This is a genomic window from Shewanella sp. DNRA4 (assembly GCF_012843185.1).
GTDB lineage: Bacteria > Pseudomonadota > Gammaproteobacteria > Enterobacterales > Shewanellaceae > Shewanella > Shewanella xiamenensis.
Map to the genome: position 1 here is coordinate 1 of NZ_JABAIP010000002.1, position 18,369 is coordinate 18,369.

Here is an 18,369-nt window from a genome sequence, read left to right on the forward strand (position 1 = left end):
AGCTTGCTGCGCGGTGGCTTGAAAACCCGCTTCAGCAATATCACTGGCTTGAATATTCTCATTGCGGATAAATCGGTAGGCCCCTTCCATCTCAGCGGGAGATAAGGGAAGTTTGGACACGGCAACTCCGGGTTGTTGGGTAATTGAGGTAGCCAGTGAAACAAGTCTTTGTGTACGTCTTGGGTCGTTGAGGTTTGCGTGCCCAAATTGACATTGCGCCCACTGCTCTGGATCCATCATCTTCATCATAATCGCCTCGAATATTTAGCCCTAGACGATCTGATCACAATGCGGGGAATGAGTTCAAAAAAAATCCCTGAGCATTGTTCAGGGATTTGTGTATGAGAGACAGGGTTAACCTGCCTTTTTTGTCATTTATGGTGGCTTAAAATTTATCCGGCTTTGGTGTATGTTCGAGTAAGGATGATTCTAATGGGCCTAAATATGTGGATTGCCGTGCCAAAAAACTATAGCAATTGCTAGCAAAAAACTACAGCATAGTTCCAATAATGGGCTATCGCCGTTAGAGTATGAACATCAGTATTTTAATAAGGCTAAAAGTCATTTTGTGAAGTATTGGCTATTAAATGGTTTTAGTGAATAGTTAGTCTCACTATTACTAAAAATGTGACTTTAGGTTCTATCAATTTTTATTTTGTTCTATAAAATCAGATTTTTATTTAAAGCGGTTATCTTGGAGGTACGATGTTTTTTTATAATGTTAGTAAAGAGAAAATAAGTAAAGAAAAATTTGTTCTAAGCCATTTTGGTTCCAGCCCAGATGTCTCGGCTGATAGAGTTGATGGTATGTTTGCACATCAAAATTCATATATGATAAAAGGGGAGCAAGTAAATGTGATTAACATAAATGGAGTTTTAATTGAAAAAATATCAATTCCTGAATTTACGAAACTTTTCAGCGAATTTGCAAAGAGATTTTACATTTATGAGTATCAAGTGAAAACTGAGCGGTCATTGCGATTACTTGACTTATGGGAGGATGATCCGATTGGTAGTGCCGGACCGGAAGTCGTTGATACAACAAATATATCACCAGCAGAGTTAAGTGAAGTTTATAAATTGTTCGAACCATTTAATGGTTTAATATATATAGATCACGTAGAACTCTATATAAGAGAGTCTTTGATAAATATCAAAGAACTAAAAAGGAAGAGAGAAACAAATAGGATTTTTTCAAGTAAGTTGAAAGAGCGAAAAAATAGATCGATTGCAATAGGTGAGGAATTTTTATTTAAATCAAACACTGAGTTAGTATGGCAAGACTTGACCTTTAAACTAAAAGATTGGGCTATTAGCCGAGGCTACGATTCATTTGTGTATAAAAATACTAAAGAAGGTAATGGGGCCGATACATATATAACGCTATTCCCAGACCAAGGTTCTTGTACTGGAAAAGTTTTTAAATTTTGTGAGCATAAATACTTGGCCGAAATGCCATCATTTATCGAGAAGCTTTATCGTCAACAAAATTCGCATTGTATTCTGACAAAACTAATGTGGGGCCAGCAAGATCCTATGCGTTATTGGGTAGTTGATTAACTATCTAATACGATTATTGCTAAATCTATTTCAGAACAAGCTGGAATAATGAAAATAGCTAGCATATTGATGTACTACTTTAAATAATGTTGTAGTGGTCTAAAAATTGACCAGCGTCGATAAACGCGATACTAAAAACATTACTGATTTGAAAATAGTGCACTTTAATAGCCATTAAAGTGCATCGTCGTATTTCTGGGTTCTCGCTCATAGCGGCCTGTCAGATGAAGTCCAAACCATCAGATATGAGCTACTACAAATTATATATGGGGGAGTGTAGCCCGATATTTGAAATTCTATAGTCTCATCTCTTTATTTTGTGTTGTTCCTCTGTTCAGCTTCCTTCAGTGCCTTTCGCATTTCCGCTAGGTCAGCTTCAAGGCTATCCATTGATTGACTATCAGATGCTTCCAGTTGGGAACGAAGTTTTTTTAGTTTTTTGATCCGTTCATCACGCTCAGCATCCTCAACCGAAAGAGCTGCTTTGTCATGCTCATTGAGCTGGTCAAATTCAGTCCATGCTTTAGAAAAATTACGCTGAAATTCTTCTGAACGGATTTGTTGTTGAACTTCATGTGTTTTCTGTTGGATAAGAACTTCCTGTCTGCCGGACAAGGTAAAATAGATGATAATCGCTGTGATTGGACTGGCAATGATGATGCCATAAAGTACAGATTTCATTGTTAGTTACCTCCTTTGATACCTGGCTGGGACACTGTGAAACTTGCTTCTGTTGAGTTGCTGAGGTTGGATGCTTCTTCTGTTTGTAAGCGCTCTGACGTTCTCATTGACAGGTTTCGTGATTTAGATGAACGGTTGTCTGTGCTTGCATATTGGGCGTCGGACGTTGATGCCTCTTTTGAGTTTGCTCTATTAGTCGATACTGAAAAGAGCGTGTCTTGGCTTTGTGATGTTTCCATCTCCCAGGTCTCACCAAATAGAGAGTTTCCTTTCCCAAACAGAGTGAACTCACCAATTGAGGCCGAGATGTTTTTTGGATCAACAGAAAATGAGCCGCAGGACCACTCGTATTTTCCCTCATAGCGATGCCCACGACTTGTTGGTATTACACAGTTCTGCCCAAATTGCCTCTCCACAATCTTTTTGGCTTTATCTGGCAGGTCATTTCTCATCAATTGTTTGCCCATCGCGTTTGCTAGGGCTAATTTGATGCCAGACGGATTATTTCCTTTGAGTGGAATCCCATTGGATATATCTTCAAGAGTCGCTTCGGCAACAAGTCCGTAAAGGGCCCAGCACATGCCATCTTCAACGAGTCTGTATGATGGAATCCTAATAAACGATGGCATACCTGTGGTCGCCCAATTGAAGTTTGCTTGGTGCAACTCAACCTGGCACTGTCCCATCGTTTTTTCTTTGTTCCAAGCCATACAAGCTTGAACGCTGGTTACGAGTGGTTTAGGTTCTAGATCTGGAAATTGTGGAGCTTTGGGTTTTGTAACGAGCGCACAATGTCTGATTACATTTGCAGTTCGTCCTTTCGCAGAATGACCTTTCTCTATGTATGTAAACAGTTCATTTAGCATTGCAAGAGGCGCTGTTTTAACTGCCAGACGGTTAGTTATTTGATTTTGGCGCCGAGATGATGTTTCGTCCGAATCACGTACCGAGGTTGAAGTGGTATCTCGTGTTTCCTCACCATTGCGTTGTTCTTCCCCCTTTTGTCGTTGTAATTCCATGCTGGTTTCATCGTTGATTGCTGTTTCTTTCTGTGAACGTTTTTCTTGCGTTGATTTCTGCCCTACGGTTGCACTCTCCTGAGCAAGTAAGTTACTAGAGTAAGCAACCAACGTAAAAGCAACCACGCCCAATAAATGCTTACTTCTCATGATCAAAGGCCTCCTTTAGTACTTCGATTTGCTGAATACTTTTGATGCTAGGCTCTATTAACCAGGCATATCTGTACCTATCGATACTTTTACAGAGAGCAACGATATATTGGTCTGTATCCGGAAGGCCTAATGTAAAATCTTCAATCTCCGCGGCCATGAAAGCGGATAAGTCATCAAGCGCTGCTTTGCTTAGAAATTCAGCTAATTCCTGTGCATCTTTTCTGTGTTTGCACAGTAAAACCTCCGGCCAGAGCAAGTCACCATCTGGCCCCCGATTTCCGGGTTGATCGGGCGGATCTAACCTGACTACCCAAACCTCTTGTTGTTCATGTGCCGAAGCTGGTGTTAGCACTTCAATACCATTTAGCTTCATAAAAACCTCTTAGCGTTGTTGATTGCAGAGTTATTTTGCTGCGGTAATACACGAAACATGGCACGTCAAACTGCCCGTTTTGGACAAATGGCATTATCGTTAGAAGGCTGAAAGATTAGATATGTCGATTTGGAATGAGGACTCTATTCAAATTAGTAATTGATTTTCTTATATCTTTTTGTTTCTGTTACATGTCACGAAAAGAGCGGCGTGACATGTAACAACTTAGCGGATTTATATGTGGGATGGTTGCACTTTTGCCTTATTAGTATGTGGGGTTGTTGCACGGTTCAGTCTTAGACCTATGGGATGGTTGCACGGATGAGCTACGTTAAACCGCTGTTTTCGGCTACTAGCGAGATTTTGATGGTACTTTTCGGGTTGTTTAAACCTGTTCAACGTGATTTAGTGGTTATGTGGGATTGTTGCACGGATCTTTCTCGGATGTATGGGAAGGTTGCACGTTTAGTTTGGTAGAGTGCAAAACGTCACCCGAATTTACCACCCTGATAATTGGCTTTTTGTCACTCGTTGCACTTTTGCTTAACCACCCATTTAAGCAATCATCCAGTTACTTTCAGGTTCGCTTTGAGTTATTAGCAGACGTAACGTCTGCTTTCGCTTAAAATTTGTAACGGTGCAAAAAAATTTTTCACACACATGTATTGTTTATATCGCTGGTCTAAGCCGACTTTATGCAACCTGCTCAATCGTGAGATCAAAATCTGGGTCATGGGGATGGTATTGCAAAAACGACGAGCCTCGAGGAATAAGTACTTCCTGAATGTCGGCAGAAAAATCATCGGAGAACAAAGATATATCTCGTCCATTTAAGTGTTTAATTTTAATGATTATACAGTCATGCTCCACCATCGTAAGTACATTTGGGACTTTCAAAGTACTTAAATAAGCTCGATCTACTATAACTTCATTATTTGCCAATTTAGCTTGTTCATTCAAAGTCGGCATAGACCACCGGTAAACATACCTAGCAGTATAAACTGGAAGTTTATTCAAAGCAGAATCGACAAGTTTGATTAAGAAGTTATTAAGTCTGTTCTCTCTCAACGCTGAATTGATTGCCTTATACATTGGCGGATAACAAACCGTATACGCATAAAGAGCTACTGCTTCATCCCTTGATAGGAAGACCTCTTTCTGCACCTTTGAATGGTTCAGTTGAACGACACTCCAAAATTGGTCATATACTGCGACCTTTAAGAAATTTTCTAGACTCTTACTCATTATTACTAATTGCGCTCACTATTGAATTACAGTGATTTTAAAGACTAAAATATTGAGTGTCACTACCATGCCTCATGTAAGCTACTTAATTTATGACCCCATGACTGTTGCATGATTAGCATGTCAATTTCTTTCGAATCAATGATTATCGTTATCGAGTAGGCTAGGTAGATAAACATCTATTGAATAAACCTTTTCTGCTCAACCAAATTACTTGCGATTTGTCCCTGTATCTGATTACGATGTAACCAGTTTCGATAAGGGAAGAACATAATGGATTGCGAACTAGGAAAAATCACTCTTTATCTGTCAAAAAGTGGAAAGAGCTTTCAAGATGTTGTCGATAAACAGAAAATACGTGAGCAAGACTCAACTAACTTCAAAGTTAGGAGCTTTCAGGTTGATGGAATTGATTGCAAATTTTATTGTCAGCAAGTTATCAATAATGCCAGCACTGTGCCTCCTTGGCTAGACTTCGTTAATGAGAATTTAGATGATAATGACTCACTTGATTTCAAATCAAAATCAGAACGCCCAAGCGGCTTACTTCTTATAAATAAGAACAATAGAATTTTCGCGGCATCGTTCGGTACTAGAGGGGGCAGCTGGCTTAACAAGAAGTCTATAGAACCTGATTTCGGTATTATCGTGGCAATGAATCTGTGTGGTAATAGCGATGTTAGACAAGCAAAAAGTTCAATTCACTCATATACCACTCAAGTTATCGATCGACAGCAAAGTAAGCCCTCTGATACTTTTGATTTTGGAATGTCAGAAGTTGAGCTTCTTCGCTTTATATCAGCACACTTAAAAGATGATAAAAACATCACTCTTCAAGGAAAAGATTGCTTAACACTAAAGGTAATTGGTGATGACAAGCTAAATTGGAAGCGATTAATTTCATTTATTGATGACTTTTATTTATCTTATCAATCTGATTCATATAAAGAGCTTTTCCCCAACTATCCTAATCTTTCTCAAGTGGATGAGTCAATTGTTGAAGAGTTAAACCAAAATTTAATTGACGATCTTGTAAACAAGAAATTATCCAAAATTCATATTGCTATTCCAGAGTTCATTTCAGATGATCAGTATAGTTTTTCATATAAGAATTCATCAAAAAAAGAAAATAACATATTTTCTCATGTCAGAATAGAAGATATATACACTCAAGTATTTAATAAATCTGAAGATATAACTGTAAAGTCGCTGAGTAACAGGTCAATTTATGCTTACTCCCACGATGAAGAACGCATATTGAACCATCTAAAGTGGAGCATTTACGACTGCTTAGTTTCTGAAATTACTTTTAATAACGACTATTACATTCTTGCGCTAGGTGAATGGAGGAAAGTTGACACTGATTTTTATCAGTCAATTGAAAACTTCATAGCCAAGGATCTTTTAGAGTTAGAGATCGATGACGAATATAAAAACTTAGATATTTCCTGTTTAAAATCTAAGCAAAATAGAGAAGAGAAGTTTAACGATATTTACTGCCAGAGAAATGAGAACGCTATCGAATTTGATCAAGCAAAATTAAAAATTGGGAAAGCGAAAAAAGACAAAGAATTCTGCGATATTTTAGAGAAATCAGGCAATGAAATGCACATCATTCAGGTTAAAAAGCATTCTGGTTGTAGTTCAGTTAGTTATCTTTTTTCACAAACTAGATTCTACTGCGAATTCTTTTTAACGGATGAAGTTTTTTTAGCTGACATCAGATCATATATTGAAAAGCAGTCGAAAGAATGCAAGAAGGCATTTCTAGATCATATAAAACCAATTACTGAGGAGGTGCTCGGAACTGATTACTGCGTGAAAATGTGGCTACTATATGATCAATCATTAGCAAAACCAGACAAAAACGACTTACCGCTAATGGCTAAGTATGAGTTAAAACTTACTTATGAAAGACTTCGTAAAACTCTAAAATTTAAAAAGGTAAGTTTATCAATGGTTCCAGTTAAGATGATTCGATTTACTCAATCGAAGAAAAGTACGAGTGCATCCTGAAATACTAAAAATTTGATTTCAAAACACAACGAAGAATAAACCATGTTGAACTTTGTCAAATGGTACCGAATATTAGGGATTGACTACGTTTACTTTATTAACCGATGAGATTTAGGTTTAACGAATGTTCGCTTTTGGCACTGCTCGGCATAACGGCTTATGAGCAACGGTAGGAACGAGTGAAAAGAGGAAGTACGAAATTGTTCTCACCACCAGGGTTTTGTTTCTGTTTCAAGTAATACAGCCACAATGTATTGATGACTTACAGTGATAAGCGAAATTGCAACCCTCAGAGTTGAATAAGGCTATACCGACCTAATGAGCATTAACGTGATCTTCGATAAAGAAAAGAACCAATGTTGTTACATCGGAACATCACAATAATTCTTGCCAGTTATCTAACGACGCCTATAATAACTGTATATAAAAACAGTGATGTTGACTATGCGTATTATCCCCATCTATGCCAGTGCCGGTATCACTGGCTTCGAAAGCCCTGCGGCTGAATATAGCCAGTTGGGTCTCAGCCTTGATGAGCTGTTAGTTGTGCATCCCAGCGCGACATTTATTGGTATCGCAAAAGGTGACTCAATGCAGGGCGTGGGCATTTTTTATGGCGATATATTGATTGTTGACCGCCAGGAAACCGTGCGTCATGGTGATGTGATTGTTGCCAATTTCAACGGTGAGTTTGTATGTAAAATCCTCGATAAAACGCATCGCATGCTACTGTCATCTAATGAACAGCACCAACCTCAGCCTATTCACGATTACGATAACTTTACGATTGAAGGGGTTGTTATTCGTTCTATTCGTTGTCATCGCCAAAGTCCATTATTGGCGGATATCTGATGTTTGCCTTGGTAGACGCCAACAGTTTTTATTGCAGCGCCGAGCAGGTATTTAGACCTGATTGGCGTGGTAAGCCAATGATTGTTTTGAGCAACAATGATGGCTGCATTGTTGCGGCAAACAAGCAAGCGAAAGAATGCGGTATTCCTAAGTTTGCACCATACTTTCAGGTCAAAGACCTGTGCACGAAATTAGGTGTCATTGTTTGTTCAAGTAACTATGAACTCTATGCCGATTTATCCGCAAAGATGATGAATGTCATTGGCCGATTTGCACCAGAGCAGCATGTCTATTCCATTGATGAAAGCTTTCTCTCCTTTAAAAATAGTTACCCCGCCATTAAGTGCTTACAAGCCCAAGGCCAATTGATTCGAAAAGCGGTTTGGAAAGAAACTCGTTTACCGGTTTGTGTCGGCATCGGCTCAACACTCACACTGGCTAAAGCGGCCAATCATGCGGCAAAAAAGTTACCTGGCTATCACGGTGTGTGCGTTATCGATAATGAACAAGACAGGATTTCAATTTTACAATCAATGAATGTAAATGATGTCTGGGGTATTGGGCGCAGGATAAGCAAAAAACTTGAACTAATGAACGTAAAAACCGCCTATGACTTAGCAAAAATCCCTGCTGGTTTAGCTCGTAAGCAATTTAGTATTGAAATAGAACGCACTGTGCGTGAACTCAATGGGCAAGCGTGCAAAGTGTGGGATGAGGCGAGGGCGGATAAGAAGCAAATATTCTCAACTCGTAGTGTGGGCGAGCGTATTACTGAATATGAGGATTTACTGCAAGCCTTAAGTAAACATGTGGCTATTGCCGCAACGAAAGCGCGAAAGCAAGGTTCAAGCTGTAAAACCATGTTGCTGTTTGCCAGCAATTCTCCCTACGATGAACGCCCAACAGGCTTTAAAACCTTAGTGCACTTTGCTTGTGCCACCGATTGCAGCATTGAACTCACTCAAGGTATGACACAAGCAGCATCTCAACTTTTCCGTGCAGGCGTACGTTATTATAAAGTCGGCGTGGGCCTGATTGATTTGGTTAGCACCATGCATGGCCAGTTAGATTTATTCAATGTCTCAAAAGCTAAACCAGCGTTAATGAAGACCCTCGATGGCATCAATCAACGTTATGGCACAGACACCTTATTCATTGCCGCTCAAGGTATCGAGCAAAAATGGGCTATGCGTCGAGACTTACTCACACCACAATACACAACCAAGTGGCATTGTCTGCCCGAGATAAAGTGTTGATATCCGACAGTAGATTGATTTGTTTATGCCCCCATTCAGTGTTTCGGCTCGTTAGCTCAATCGAAAATTCCCACTCCTGCTGCCATACAAATTCTTATCTATTTACTATGTTTGGCCTTACCAGAAATCGGCTAACAATGTATGGGTATAAGGGCTATCCACTTAGCACGACCAACCACTATATATTGTGGTTATCGATTTTTAATTGATTGGTACGTTATCGGCTTAGAACGCACTGCTTGCTCAAGCAACCTGTAGAATAATAATCCCCGAGAATCTGACTTTCTTCTGTTGAAGCGAAATGTAAACTCATCTAAATAATAATCAAGTTGCTTAGCCTTTACCGCACCTTGATACGTACCTAAAAGCCATCTTTTACATAATGATGAGACTCGATGCACCCCAGCCATTGTTTCATGTGCAGGTACAGATGAACCTAAATGCACCATCCGATTATGCTTATATCCTTTTTTGTCTATTTGCTTGTATGCTTGAGAACCATCACTACAAATTGTGCTACCAGGTTCTATTACATCTTGAATGAATTGATGGATATGTTCTTTAGTTGCACTTTCTACTTGCCTTAAACGTATCCGCCCAAATCCAGAGGGTGATAGCAGCTCAACAGCCACCAAAACTATAGCTTTACGCTTACCCTGTTGATTTTTAATAGATGATTTTGGAATGACTCCACCGATTAATGTTTCGTCAACCTCTACGATGCCGGACAGTTTATCTCTTTCAGGATCTACCATGGCATATCTTAACTTGTGCATTAAAGACCAAGCAGTTTGATAACTCCCAAGACCTAATAGCCTTTGGACTCCAAGAGCGCTGACCCCATTCTTTTGATTTGTAATAAACCAGACAGCTGCAAACCAACTTTTCATGGGGGTTCTTGTTTTGTCAAAAAGTGTATTTGATGTTACTGAACACTGAAAACGGCAAGCATGACATTTTAACTTGCCATTACTTAACTGATAAGGTGATTGATGGCTCGAACAGCTTGGGCAAATGAATCCGTTTGGCCAACGAAGTGCGTAAAGGTAGCTAGTGCAAGATTGTTCATCATGAAACCAATCAACAAATTCGTCCCAATTTGTAGGGTAATCGACGCCAGCTTTTAATAAATACGATGAAGTTTTCATTACTACATATTGACACTGGTGGCGCTAAATGGATAGCCCTTATGGGTATACAGTCATATTTAAATTTAGGTGTTTTGGTATGATTTTCAGACAAAATCAGTGCGCACTAATTCCATCCAAAATAAATAAAACGCTATAAAATCAATTAACTATAGCGGCTGATTTTAAGTTAATAGGTTTTGAAAACGCGCATGTGCGTTTTTGCAGATGGTGTATTTGGCAGAAAGCTGATAAGTTCTTTACATACAGATAGTTAACCGTGCGCGTTTTCACTGGTCCAACGAGGTAAACGCGCATGCGCACGAATAAAATGTTATAAACCACAAGGAGAGTTCATTTGAATAGTTCATTTGAATATCAATGCTACTTTGTACGGCCAGTTTGTAATCATTTTCGCGCTGATCATGGGCGCACTATGCTATTACGTAGCGCGTCGCAAAATGCAAAAGCCAGTGGTGGCGGGTTTACTCGGTGCTGTTTTGTCACTTATTCCAATCTTTAGCGTAATTTATCTATTCATACTGCTGTTTAAAAAAGATGTAGGTTCAGCATCGGCGGCAGTAAGTGAGTAAGGTGGTTTATAACAAGGCCAGTCACGGTGACGTCTTTTCCGCTGCGGCTTCGCCTCCACTACAAAGCCGCGCATGCTGGCGGCGTTAACACTCAAGGATAAAGTATGAGCATTCGTCAAAAATTTCTAAACACTTTAGTAATTGTTGTTACATTGGCGTTGTCCGCCTGTGGTGGTTCAGATAAAGGTAATTTCAGTGACCAGCAAATATGTGTTGCCACAGTTGCTGCGACAATGGGAAGAGATCCTTCCATCATCAAAGTTGATTCTATCCAAGGTGATGTTACTTATCTTTCATATTTTCGCCGTGATGACGGTAAACATTGGAAGTACAAATGTAAATTAGAAGGAAATAGGGCTATATGGGGTGCAGATACAGGGCGATGGCGTACTGATCAATATGATTCAAAAATAACATTTTCCGGAAATGGTAACGAATTGAGTATTTCAGAGAAGTATTCAGACGGATCAGGCGACACAAAAAAATATAATATCGGTCAGCTTGGTGGGTAGTGCTAACAAGTTAAATCATCGGAAAACCACTCACTGCGCTCGCGTTTTCCGCTGTTTAAAGCGTTAAGTGTATACGGTAATAGGAAGTGAATTATGAGTTATAAAGGGCCGGAAAACCCTAAGTTAAAATTAACTGAAATTTTAGATCCAAAATTATTAGTTGATTTAAGTGCTGACATTTTATTTTCTTTAGGTTGCACTAATACAAAAAAAATGGATGGACCTGGAGATGGTGGAAGAGATCTATATGCCGAAGACCAGTCTGGTCAAAAACTTCTAGTACAATGTAAGTTTCACAACAGTTCTGAGTTGGTGTGTGGTAGCAGAGAACTATCGGAACTACCAATGGCTTTAATAAAATTCAATTATAAAAAAGGAATTTTCATTACGAATGCCAAGATTTCGCCACAGGCTAAAAGAGAATATTTAGATAATTATCAAAATTTCAATCTGAACTTTATCGATGGTGATATATTATGCTCAATTATTCTAGATAATCCATTGCTAAGATCAATTTGGTTTGACGGAAAATCATTCATAAGCAAACTGTTAACAGTCAATTTGCCAATTTTAATAAGAGAACATGAAAATGATCTTCCATATATCGTTAACGATCATGCAGAAGAAAAAGATGTTACAGAGCTTTTAACTAATCTTAAAGCATCGTTAAATCATTTGAAATGTACTATCAATAAAACATTTTTAGATACAAAAACATTTGAGCCATATAAAGCACCATTGCCACTTACATGTGAAGAAGGGGCAACATCATTATTCTCTTTTTCTTCCATAACTGTAGAGGGACTAAATACATTAGTAGAAATAAACGATTTGACTCATAAGGTATCAATAATTTTATCAGAATGGTTACAGAAACGCTTAAGCTCATTTACTATTAGATTTGGTAAACCTCACATCATTAATAGACCCAACACTCAGGATGGTTCAAAATTAGAACTCAATATTAAACCAATCAGTTTTGTGAAAACAAAATTATTTTTTGGCACTGAGCTTGATTTTATTGAAGCTAATAATTCAATAAATTGGAGCAGCATTAACGATGCAAGAGTTACAGAAGCTGAACACATTAGAATTTTCAACAAAGAATTTAATGTTTGCATTGATCATATCATCATAAGTCGAATTGAGTGGAATGAACAACTTAGAAGATTAGCAATAATTGAGCAAAAAAAATTACACTGGGAACAATCAATTTTCTGCTTAATCGATGAATTTGATGTTTGGCCATATAAAAACATACCAGAACCAGATGAAAAAGCACCTTGGATTTCTGATAACCAAATGATCTGCGGTTGGCTGCATCATTCATTACTTGGTTATCTATCCATGCCAAGACAAAGAAATAATGAATCATTGAATCATGTATTAAAAATACCAAGTGAAAATGAATGGTTAGAAAAGCGCTCTTTGATTTTAGATGAAACATCAAAGATAGATGATATAAATATAATAACACCACACATAGCACGACATATGGTTTCAATAATCGGAAGTGACCCTTTTGAATTGCCTGAGCAAGTAAAATTTATTTGTGGTGAAATAACTTCTTATCCTGAAACCATACCGAGCCCTATTTTGCCTTGCTCTCGACTTTTCTTGTTAGAGTTTATTATAAAAACAGAAAATGTATCTGAACCTGAAATTAAAACAATACAAGATAACATCTCCAGCATAGAACAAGTAGACGACATTAAAATAGAAATAGAAAGAAATAAATCATTATTTAATTTTAAAATAATACCTAACATTGACGAACTTGAGTGTAAAACAACGTCAAATATCCTTGACGATATTGTTTTGATCGTCAAACAGATTATGAACATCCTAAATGCTCAAATTAAAAATAAGTTTGATGTTATCACAGACAAGTATTGGCTAGAAAATTACAATGTATCATTAGGTATTGATTGGCACCAGTCGACAAAACAGTATTTTGGGCAGTTGAATATCACAGAGCCAGTGACATTTGATGAATTGAAAAAAATTATAAGTCCATAATACACTTAACAAAAACTTGAAGCTGGACGATACTACGTGCCGCCCCTTAGGTAAAAGTTAACCCATAGAAATTTTAATCCGAAATTCACTAATCCAAGCTAAAAGTCTAACGCGGAAATGTTCCAAATCGAGTTATAGGAAGAGCATATTGATGTTAATCGTCTAATCCTATAAGAGTGTGATAGCTAAGTGTGTGCGAATAGATATCTTTTTTTTGTGATTAAAATAGTTAGAAATTACCAATATAAAACATCAAGAATCATGTGCTTATTAGATGTTTTTTCGAGTTTAGCTTTCTAAAAAAAGTCTTATCTGATTGATTTTTATGTTTTAAATTACCACCTCCAAAACCGATGGTTGCGGGTTCGAGTCCTGCCACCCCTGCCAAATAAAACAACGGCTTGCATAGAAATATGCGAGCCGTTTTATTTTGCGCGCGATAAATTTTCTCACCGCATTTGCTTACATTTGTTAAGTAAAGGTATTTGCAACTTTCGTAGTGTCTAACATACAATCGCAATCCCTTTGGTTTGAGGATGTATGGTTTGAGCTCTGTGATACAAACAAGGCGCAGATTAGCACTATGGCTTGCAGCCATCTTAGTGTTGCTGTCTGTTGCGTTTGCGCTGCACAGTGTTTCCCACCTCAATGATGATACCAAGGCCCACTGCGCGCTGTGTTTGCATCAGCATCAATTGCAGCATGCGATCTCATACTCTCCATTAGATTTTCAAGTTTCTCAACAGGGTGTTATCTCGGTTGAGTTTGATGTTATTTCCTTTAAGACGCCATTTAGGCGCCACTTCCATAGCCGCGCGCCGCCGCTAACAGCCTAACTCCTGCTTTTTATCTATTTCTCTTATTTTTCGAGCGCCTTGGCTTAACTAAGGTGAACGATGCTGTTTATTTTTGGAGTAAAAAATGGCTGTTTATGTGAGCCACAAGCGCTCGGCATTAGTGCTGGGCGTGGCGTTATTGGCGTTGGATACGAGTGTTCCCCTATTGGCCGCCGAGGCGGTGCAAACTGATAGCACTGGACTTAATGATGATATCGAGCGTTTAAGCATTCATTATCGTCAAGCTTACCGCGGCAATGTGCCTGCGACTGAGTTACCTCAGGCCATCACAGTGCTGGATGAGCAACTGATTAAAGATACTGGGCTGACGCGTTTTCAAGACCTGTTGGATTATTCCGCCAGTGTCGCGCGGCAAAACAACGGTGGTGGACTGTGGGATAGTTTTTCATTACGGGGCTTTCCTGGGAATGAAAACATGCCATCGGGCTATTTAATCAATGGTTTTAATGGTGGTCGAGGCTTTAGTGGTCATAGAGACCTATCGAACGTGGCCTATGTGGAAATCCTCAAAGGCCCGGGTTCGGCGCTTTATGGACGCTCGGAGCCTGGCGGGACTGTGAATATTGTGACTAAAAAGCCGCAGTACGAGGCGCAGGGCTATTTAAAAGCCTCCGCAGGGCGTTTCGATCAATATCGGTTGGAGGGAGATTTTACCTCTGGGCTGACCGATACCTTGGCCTTTAGGCTCAATGGTGCTTGGCAGGAGCATGACAGTTTTCGCGATTACGTGTTTAGCGATAAAAAAATCGTCACGCCATCGCTGCGCTGGCAACTGTCCGATAAGTCATCGCTTCTGTATGAGGTTGAATATCTTAGGCAGGAGCAGTTATTTGACCGTGGCGTAGTGGTGCTCAATAACGACTTTAATACCGTGCCCCGTTCGCGTTACTTGGGCGAGCCCAACGATGGGCCAACTAAGGTGGATGCGACTGGACATCAGCTTACCTATGAGTATGAGTTGAGCGATGATTGGTCGCTTACTGCGGGTTATAACTACCGCGATTCGAGTTTAAATGGCTACTCATCGGATGCTGAATTAGCTAAGGGGCGCCAATCCTTATATGACGATGGACGTACTCTGACGCGGCAGCATCGCTATCGAGATTACGCTTCTGAAGACCATTCAGTGCGTGCCGAACTCAGCGGCCAGTTTGATACTGGCAACATAAGGCACAATCTGCTGCTCGGGACGGATGCCTATCATTATCGACTAAAAACGGGACTCTACCGTTATCGAGGCAAGAAGGGCGCCTATGCTATCGACATCTTTGCCCCCCAATATGGCGCGGCTCAGCCGGAGGTCAGTCTGCTATATGAAAACCGAGAGACTCAAGATGCCTGGGGCGCCTATTTACAGGATCAATTGGAGTTAACCGATCACTGGAAACTGCATTTTGGGTTAAGGTTTGACCGTTATTCCCAAGAAATCGCAGAGCAGGTCAACGCGAGTCTGTCGGATCAAAGCGATAACAGAGTCAGTCCGAAAGTCGGATTAGTGTACCAATGGTCTGAGGCGCTAAGTGTTTACGGCTCCTATTCGGAAGGGTTTTTACCGCTTTCAGGCACTGATTATGCGGGTAATCCCTTCGAGCCAGAGGAGAGCAAATCCGTCGAGTTAGGGGTTAAGTTCAACAGCACTTGGTTTGAGCTACCCGTCAATGGCAGTTTGGCTTGGTTTGATGCGCAAAAGAGCAATATCTTGACCTCTGATCCCGTTAATGTCGGCTTTTCGGCGACCCTTGGTGAAGCCAAGAGCACGGGGATTGAATTGGATATCGCGGCCGAATTGACCGAGAGCTTACAAGCGACCTTATCCTATGCCTACCTGAATACCCGCACGGCGAACGACAGTCTGAATCTAGATTGGGGCGTGTTAATTCCGGCGGGAAGTCCGCTGGTCAATGTGCCAAAACACACGGGCAGTATCATTCTCAAACAGGACTTAAATGATCTTTCTATCGACGGTCATTTAGGGCTGAGTTGGCGTTATGTTGACTCACGCTTGGGCGATTCGGCCGATCCGAGTTTTCAATTACCGAGTTATCAGTTGCTTGGAATGTTCTTTACTACTCGGCTTGCTGACAACTTAAGTCTCGCGCTCAATGTCGATAACCTGCTGGATGAGCACTATATCGCCAGCAGTTATTCGGCGCTGTGGGCCGTGCCGGGTGAGCCACGTAACGTTAAAGTGAGTGTTAGCTATGAATTTTAATGCCACTGTGACACCCGCCGCTTCGTCTGAGACGCCTAAGCAGCAAGGGCGTCAGCGGATCAATAGCATCGACATGATGCGTGGCTTAGTGATGCTGATTATGTTGCTCGACCATGTGCGGGAGCGGTTTTTCCTGCATATGCAGGTGAGCGACCCAATGGATTTAAGCACAACAAACTGGGCGCTGTTTGTCAGCCGTTTTGCGGCGCACTTTTGTGCGCCAGTGTTCGTCTTTTTAACTGGAGTCTCGGCCTGGCTTTACGCCAATCGTGGCTATGGCGAGCCGCGCTCTGCGCGCGAGTTTTTAATGAAGCGCGGATTATTCTTAATCGCCCTCGAGGTGCTGGTGATTAATTTCTCATGGATGGGCAATTATCACACCCTGTGGTTACAGGTGATTTGGGTGATAGGGCTGAGCATGTTGGCCCTTGCGGCATTAATCAACCTCCCGAGGTTGTGGATGGCATTACTCGGACTATTGATTATCTTTGGCCATAACCTATTGTCGCCTATTCATTTTACGCCAGACGAGTGGGGCTATAGTCTGTGGACGATACTGCATGACCGAGGTTATTTGATTGCCGAGGGCGAGCTTAAGCTGAAAATAAGTTACCCAGCGCTACCTTGGATTGGCGTGATTTTATTGGGCTATGTGGCTGGCCCCTTATTTGGCAGAGGGAGTGATGCGGGGCTGCGTCAGCAAAAATTAATACTGTTAGGACTTGGCTGCGCTCTGCTGTTTGGCTTGCTGCGCGGATTCAATCTCTACGGCGAGACGTTGCCTTGGCAGTTTGGCGATACTCTAGGTCAAACCTTAATGTCGGTATTTAATCTAACTAAGTATCCGCCATCACTGAGTTTTTTGTTGGTGACCTTGTGCGGGATGTTCTACGGCTTAGTGGTGTTTGAGCGCTATTTTGCTACAGGCAGAGTATTAGGTTGGATGGGGCAGAGGTTAGCAGTGTTTGGCTCTGTACCTATGTTCTTCTATATCTTGCACTTATATGTGCTGCTGTTGCTGTATTCGCTGGCTAAAGGGATATTTGGCGCCAACCATGGTGAGCTTTTTGGCGTAGCGCATATGGGGTGGGTATGGCTGATAAGCTTAGTCTTAATTCCTTTGCTCTATTATCCCGTGCGCTGGTTTAGCCGTTACAAAGGACAGAGTCCGCAGGCTTGGCTTAAGTATCTCTAAATTAGCTTTACCCTAAAACAATGCCCAATAAAAATAGCCGAGCGCGTGACTGCTCGGCCATTTGGCTTGGGGATGATGAAAAGGTTATTCGCTTAATAAGCTACGTAACATCCACGCATTTTTCTCATGGAGTTGAATGCGCTGGGTGAGTAAATCTGCCGTGGCCTCGTCGTTGGCTTGGCTAACCAAGGGATAGAGCGCACGGGCATTTCTAATCACTACTTCTTGGTCGCTTAACAGTTCACGGATCATGGTTTCAGCTTTAGTGACACCTTGATCTTCACGGATTTCGGTCAACTTGGCATAGTCCGAATAGGAACCTAATGCCCTTGCGCCCAATGCTCGTACCCGCTCGGCGATTAAATCGACCGCTAAGGCAAGCTCGGTATATTGCTGTTCAAACAATAAGTGCAAGCTAGTGAACATGGGGCCTGTGACGTTCCAGTGAAAGCTGTGGGTCTTAAGGTAAAGGCTGTAGCTGTCGGCCAATAACTGATTTAACCCTGCGGCGATTTCTTCTCTATGAGCTTGGTTGATGCCGATGTTAATCATGGAAATTCCTCCTATTGTCCTACTCAATGAAGATAGATTATCAAATAAGCTAAACATATAAAGCGGTTAAAATAGATTCGTAAAATCGATTTTACAGATTAAAGCGTAAGTAAACGTTTGGCTTGAGCCATGAACCGTATCTTGGCA

Annotated in this window: 16 protein-coding genes; 9 read left to right on the plus strand and 7 right to left on the minus strand. The window is 40.7% G+C overall.

Going from position 1 to position 18,369, the window contains the following annotated elements:
* Positions 1-237 (minus strand): transposase (locus tag HG547_RS01910; RefSeq protein ID WP_169547031.1); only part of this gene is annotated, 237 nt, incomplete at its 3' end.
* A 468-nt stretch (positions 238-705) separates the two neighbouring features.
* On the opposite strand from HG547_RS01910, the gene HG547_RS01915 reads away from it, so the two are divergent.
* Positions 706-1,560, plus strand: a complete 855-nt coding sequence (locus HG547_RS01915) for a hypothetical protein (RefSeq protein WP_169546819.1) — start codon at positions 706-708, stop codon at positions 1,558-1,560.
* Positions 1,561-1,872: 312 nt separating this feature from the next.
* On the opposite strand, the gene HG547_RS01920 is transcribed toward HG547_RS01915, so the two are convergent.
* The 4 genes from HG547_RS01920 to HG547_RS01935 form a co-directional block, all read right to left on the minus strand.
* Entirely contained in the window at positions 1,873-2,241 is a 369-nt protein-coding gene (locus tag HG547_RS01920; RefSeq protein ID WP_169546821.1) for a hypothetical protein, read from the minus strand.
* A 2-nt stretch (positions 2,242-2,243) separates the two neighbouring features.
* Entirely contained in the window at positions 2,244-3,410 is a 1,167-nt protein-coding gene (locus tag HG547_RS01925; protein ID WP_169546823.1) for a hypothetical protein, read from the minus strand.
* Entirely contained in the window at positions 3,400-3,786 is a 387-nt protein-coding gene (locus HG547_RS01930) for a hypothetical protein (RefSeq protein ID WP_169546825.1), read from the minus strand. The genes HG547_RS01925 and HG547_RS01930 overlap by 11 nt, the downstream gene beginning before the upstream one ends.
* Before the next feature lie 693 nt (positions 3,787-4,479).
* Entirely contained in the window at positions 4,480-5,031 is a 552-nt protein-coding gene (locus HG547_RS01935; RefSeq protein WP_169546827.1) for an ADP-ribosyltransferase, read from the minus strand.
* A 273-nt stretch (positions 5,032-5,304) separates the two neighbouring features.
* On the opposite strand from HG547_RS01935, the gene HG547_RS01940 reads away from it, so the two are divergent.
* From HG547_RS01940 to HG547_RS01950, 3 genes are all read left to right on the plus strand, one after another.
* Positions 5,305-7,047 carry a DUF6119 family protein gene (locus HG547_RS01940; protein WP_169546830.1) on the plus strand — a complete coding sequence of 581 codons (1,743 nt, stop codon included), beginning with the start codon at positions 5,305-5,307 and terminating at the stop codon, positions 7,045-7,047.
* A 444-nt stretch (positions 7,048-7,491) separates the two neighbouring features.
* Positions 7,492-7,899, plus strand: coding sequence for a S24 family peptidase (locus HG547_RS01945; RefSeq protein ID WP_169546832.1), 408 nt, complete (start codon positions 7,492-7,494; stop codon positions 7,897-7,899).
* Positions 7,899-9,155: a Y-family DNA polymerase gene (locus HG547_RS01950; protein ID WP_169546837.1), complete on the plus strand. Its 1,257-nt coding sequence runs from the start codon at positions 7,899-7,901 to the stop codon at positions 9,153-9,155. The genes HG547_RS01945 and HG547_RS01950 overlap by 1 nt, the downstream gene beginning before the upstream one ends.
* 191 nt (positions 9,156-9,346) lie before the next feature.
* Here HG547_RS01950 and HG547_RS01955 read toward each other — a convergent pair whose 3' ends face one another.
* Positions 9,347-10,303: an IS1595-like element ISSod11 family transposase gene (locus HG547_RS01955; protein ID WP_169546839.1), complete on the minus strand. Its 957-nt coding sequence runs from the start codon at positions 10,301-10,303 to the stop codon at positions 9,347-9,349.
* A gap of 676 nt (positions 10,304-10,979) precedes the next feature.
* Here HG547_RS01955 and HG547_RS01960 point away from each other — a divergent pair.
* From HG547_RS01960 to HG547_RS01980, 5 genes are all read left to right on the plus strand, one after another.
* A complete protein-coding gene (locus HG547_RS01960) occupies positions 10,980-11,387 on the plus strand; it encodes a hypothetical protein (RefSeq protein ID WP_169546841.1) in 408 nt (135 codons plus the stop codon).
* Positions 11,388-11,480: 93 nt separating this feature from the next.
* Entirely contained in the window at positions 11,481-13,406 is a 1,926-nt protein-coding gene (locus tag HG547_RS01965; protein ID WP_169546843.1) for a restriction endonuclease, read from the plus strand.
* 545 nt (positions 13,407-13,951) lie between these two features.
* The gene (locus HG547_RS01970) at positions 13,952-14,242 is read left to right on the plus strand and encodes a DUF2946 domain-containing protein (protein WP_169546845.1); all 291 of its coding nucleotides are present in this window, start codon (positions 13,952-13,954) and stop codon (positions 14,240-14,242) included.
* Positions 14,243-14,327: 85 nt separating this feature from the next.
* Positions 14,328-16,475: a TonB-dependent siderophore receptor gene (locus tag HG547_RS01975; protein ID WP_169546847.1), complete on the plus strand. Its 2,148-nt coding sequence runs from the start codon at positions 14,328-14,330 to the stop codon at positions 16,473-16,475.
* Positions 16,465-17,670, plus strand: coding sequence for a heparan-alpha-glucosaminide N-acetyltransferase domain-containing protein (locus HG547_RS01980; RefSeq protein WP_037430560.1), 1,206 nt, complete (start codon positions 16,465-16,467; stop codon positions 17,668-17,670). The genes HG547_RS01975 and HG547_RS01980 overlap by 11 nt, the downstream gene beginning before the upstream one ends.
* Before the next feature lie 84 nt (positions 17,671-17,754).
* Here the strand turns inward: HG547_RS01980 and dpsA are convergent, their stop codons facing one another.
* Complete coding sequence (gene dpsA, locus HG547_RS01985; RefSeq protein ID WP_037415139.1) at positions 17,755-18,222, minus strand: DNA starvation/stationary phase protection protein DpsA; 468 nt, start codon at positions 18,220-18,222, stop codon at positions 17,755-17,757.
* Between the last annotated feature and the right edge of the window lie 147 nt (positions 18,223-18,369).

What these genes read in the sequence shown, in the direction of transcription:
- HG547_RS01945 (WP_169546832.1), top strand. Translation starts at nt 7,492, where the DNA reads ATGCGTATTATCCCCATCTATGCCAGTGCCGGTATCACTGGCTTCGAA.
- HG547_RS01925 (WP_169546823.1), bottom strand. Translation starts at nt 3,410, where the DNA reads ATGAGAAGTAAGCATTTATTGGGCGTGGTTGCTTTTACGTTGGTTGCT.
- HG547_RS01930 (WP_169546825.1), bottom strand. Translation starts at nt 3,786, where the DNA reads ATGAAGCTAAATGGTATTGAAGTGCTAACACCAGCTTCGGCACATGAA.
- HG547_RS01960 (WP_169546841.1), top strand. Translation starts at nt 10,980, where the DNA reads ATGAGCATTCGTCAAAAATTTCTAAACACTTTAGTAATTGTTGTTACA.
- dpsA (WP_037415139.1), bottom strand. Translation starts at nt 18,222, where the DNA reads ATGATTAACATCGGCATCAACCAAGCTCATAGAGAAGAAATCGCCGCA.
- HG547_RS01950 (WP_169546837.1), top strand. Translation starts at nt 7,899, where the DNA reads ATGTTTGCCTTGGTAGACGCCAACAGTTTTTATTGCAGCGCCGAGCAG.
- HG547_RS01935 (WP_169546827.1), bottom strand. Translation starts at nt 5,031, where the DNA reads ATGAGTAAGAGTCTAGAAAATTTCTTAAAGGTCGCAGTATATGACCAA.
- HG547_RS01965 (WP_169546843.1), top strand. Translation starts at nt 11,481, where the DNA reads ATGAGTTATAAAGGGCCGGAAAACCCTAAGTTAAAATTAACTGAAATT.
- HG547_RS01920 (WP_169546821.1), bottom strand. Translation starts at nt 2,241, where the DNA reads ATGAAATCTGTACTTTATGGCATCATCATTGCCAGTCCAATCACAGCG.
- HG547_RS01975 (WP_169546847.1), top strand. Translation starts at nt 14,328, where the DNA reads ATGGCTGTTTATGTGAGCCACAAGCGCTCGGCATTAGTGCTGGGCGTG.
- HG547_RS01915 (WP_169546819.1), top strand. Translation starts at nt 706, where the DNA reads ATGTTTTTTTATAATGTTAGTAAAGAGAAAATAAGTAAAGAAAAATTT.
- HG547_RS01980 (WP_037430560.1), top strand. Translation starts at nt 16,465, where the DNA reads ATGAATTTTAATGCCACTGTGACACCCGCCGCTTCGTCTGAGACGCCT.
- HG547_RS01940 (WP_169546830.1), top strand. Translation starts at nt 5,305, where the DNA reads ATGGATTGCGAACTAGGAAAAATCACTCTTTATCTGTCAAAAAGTGGA.
- HG547_RS01955 (WP_169546839.1), bottom strand. Translation starts at nt 10,303, where the DNA reads ATGAAAACTTCATCGTATTTATTAAAAGCTGGCGTCGATTACCCTACA.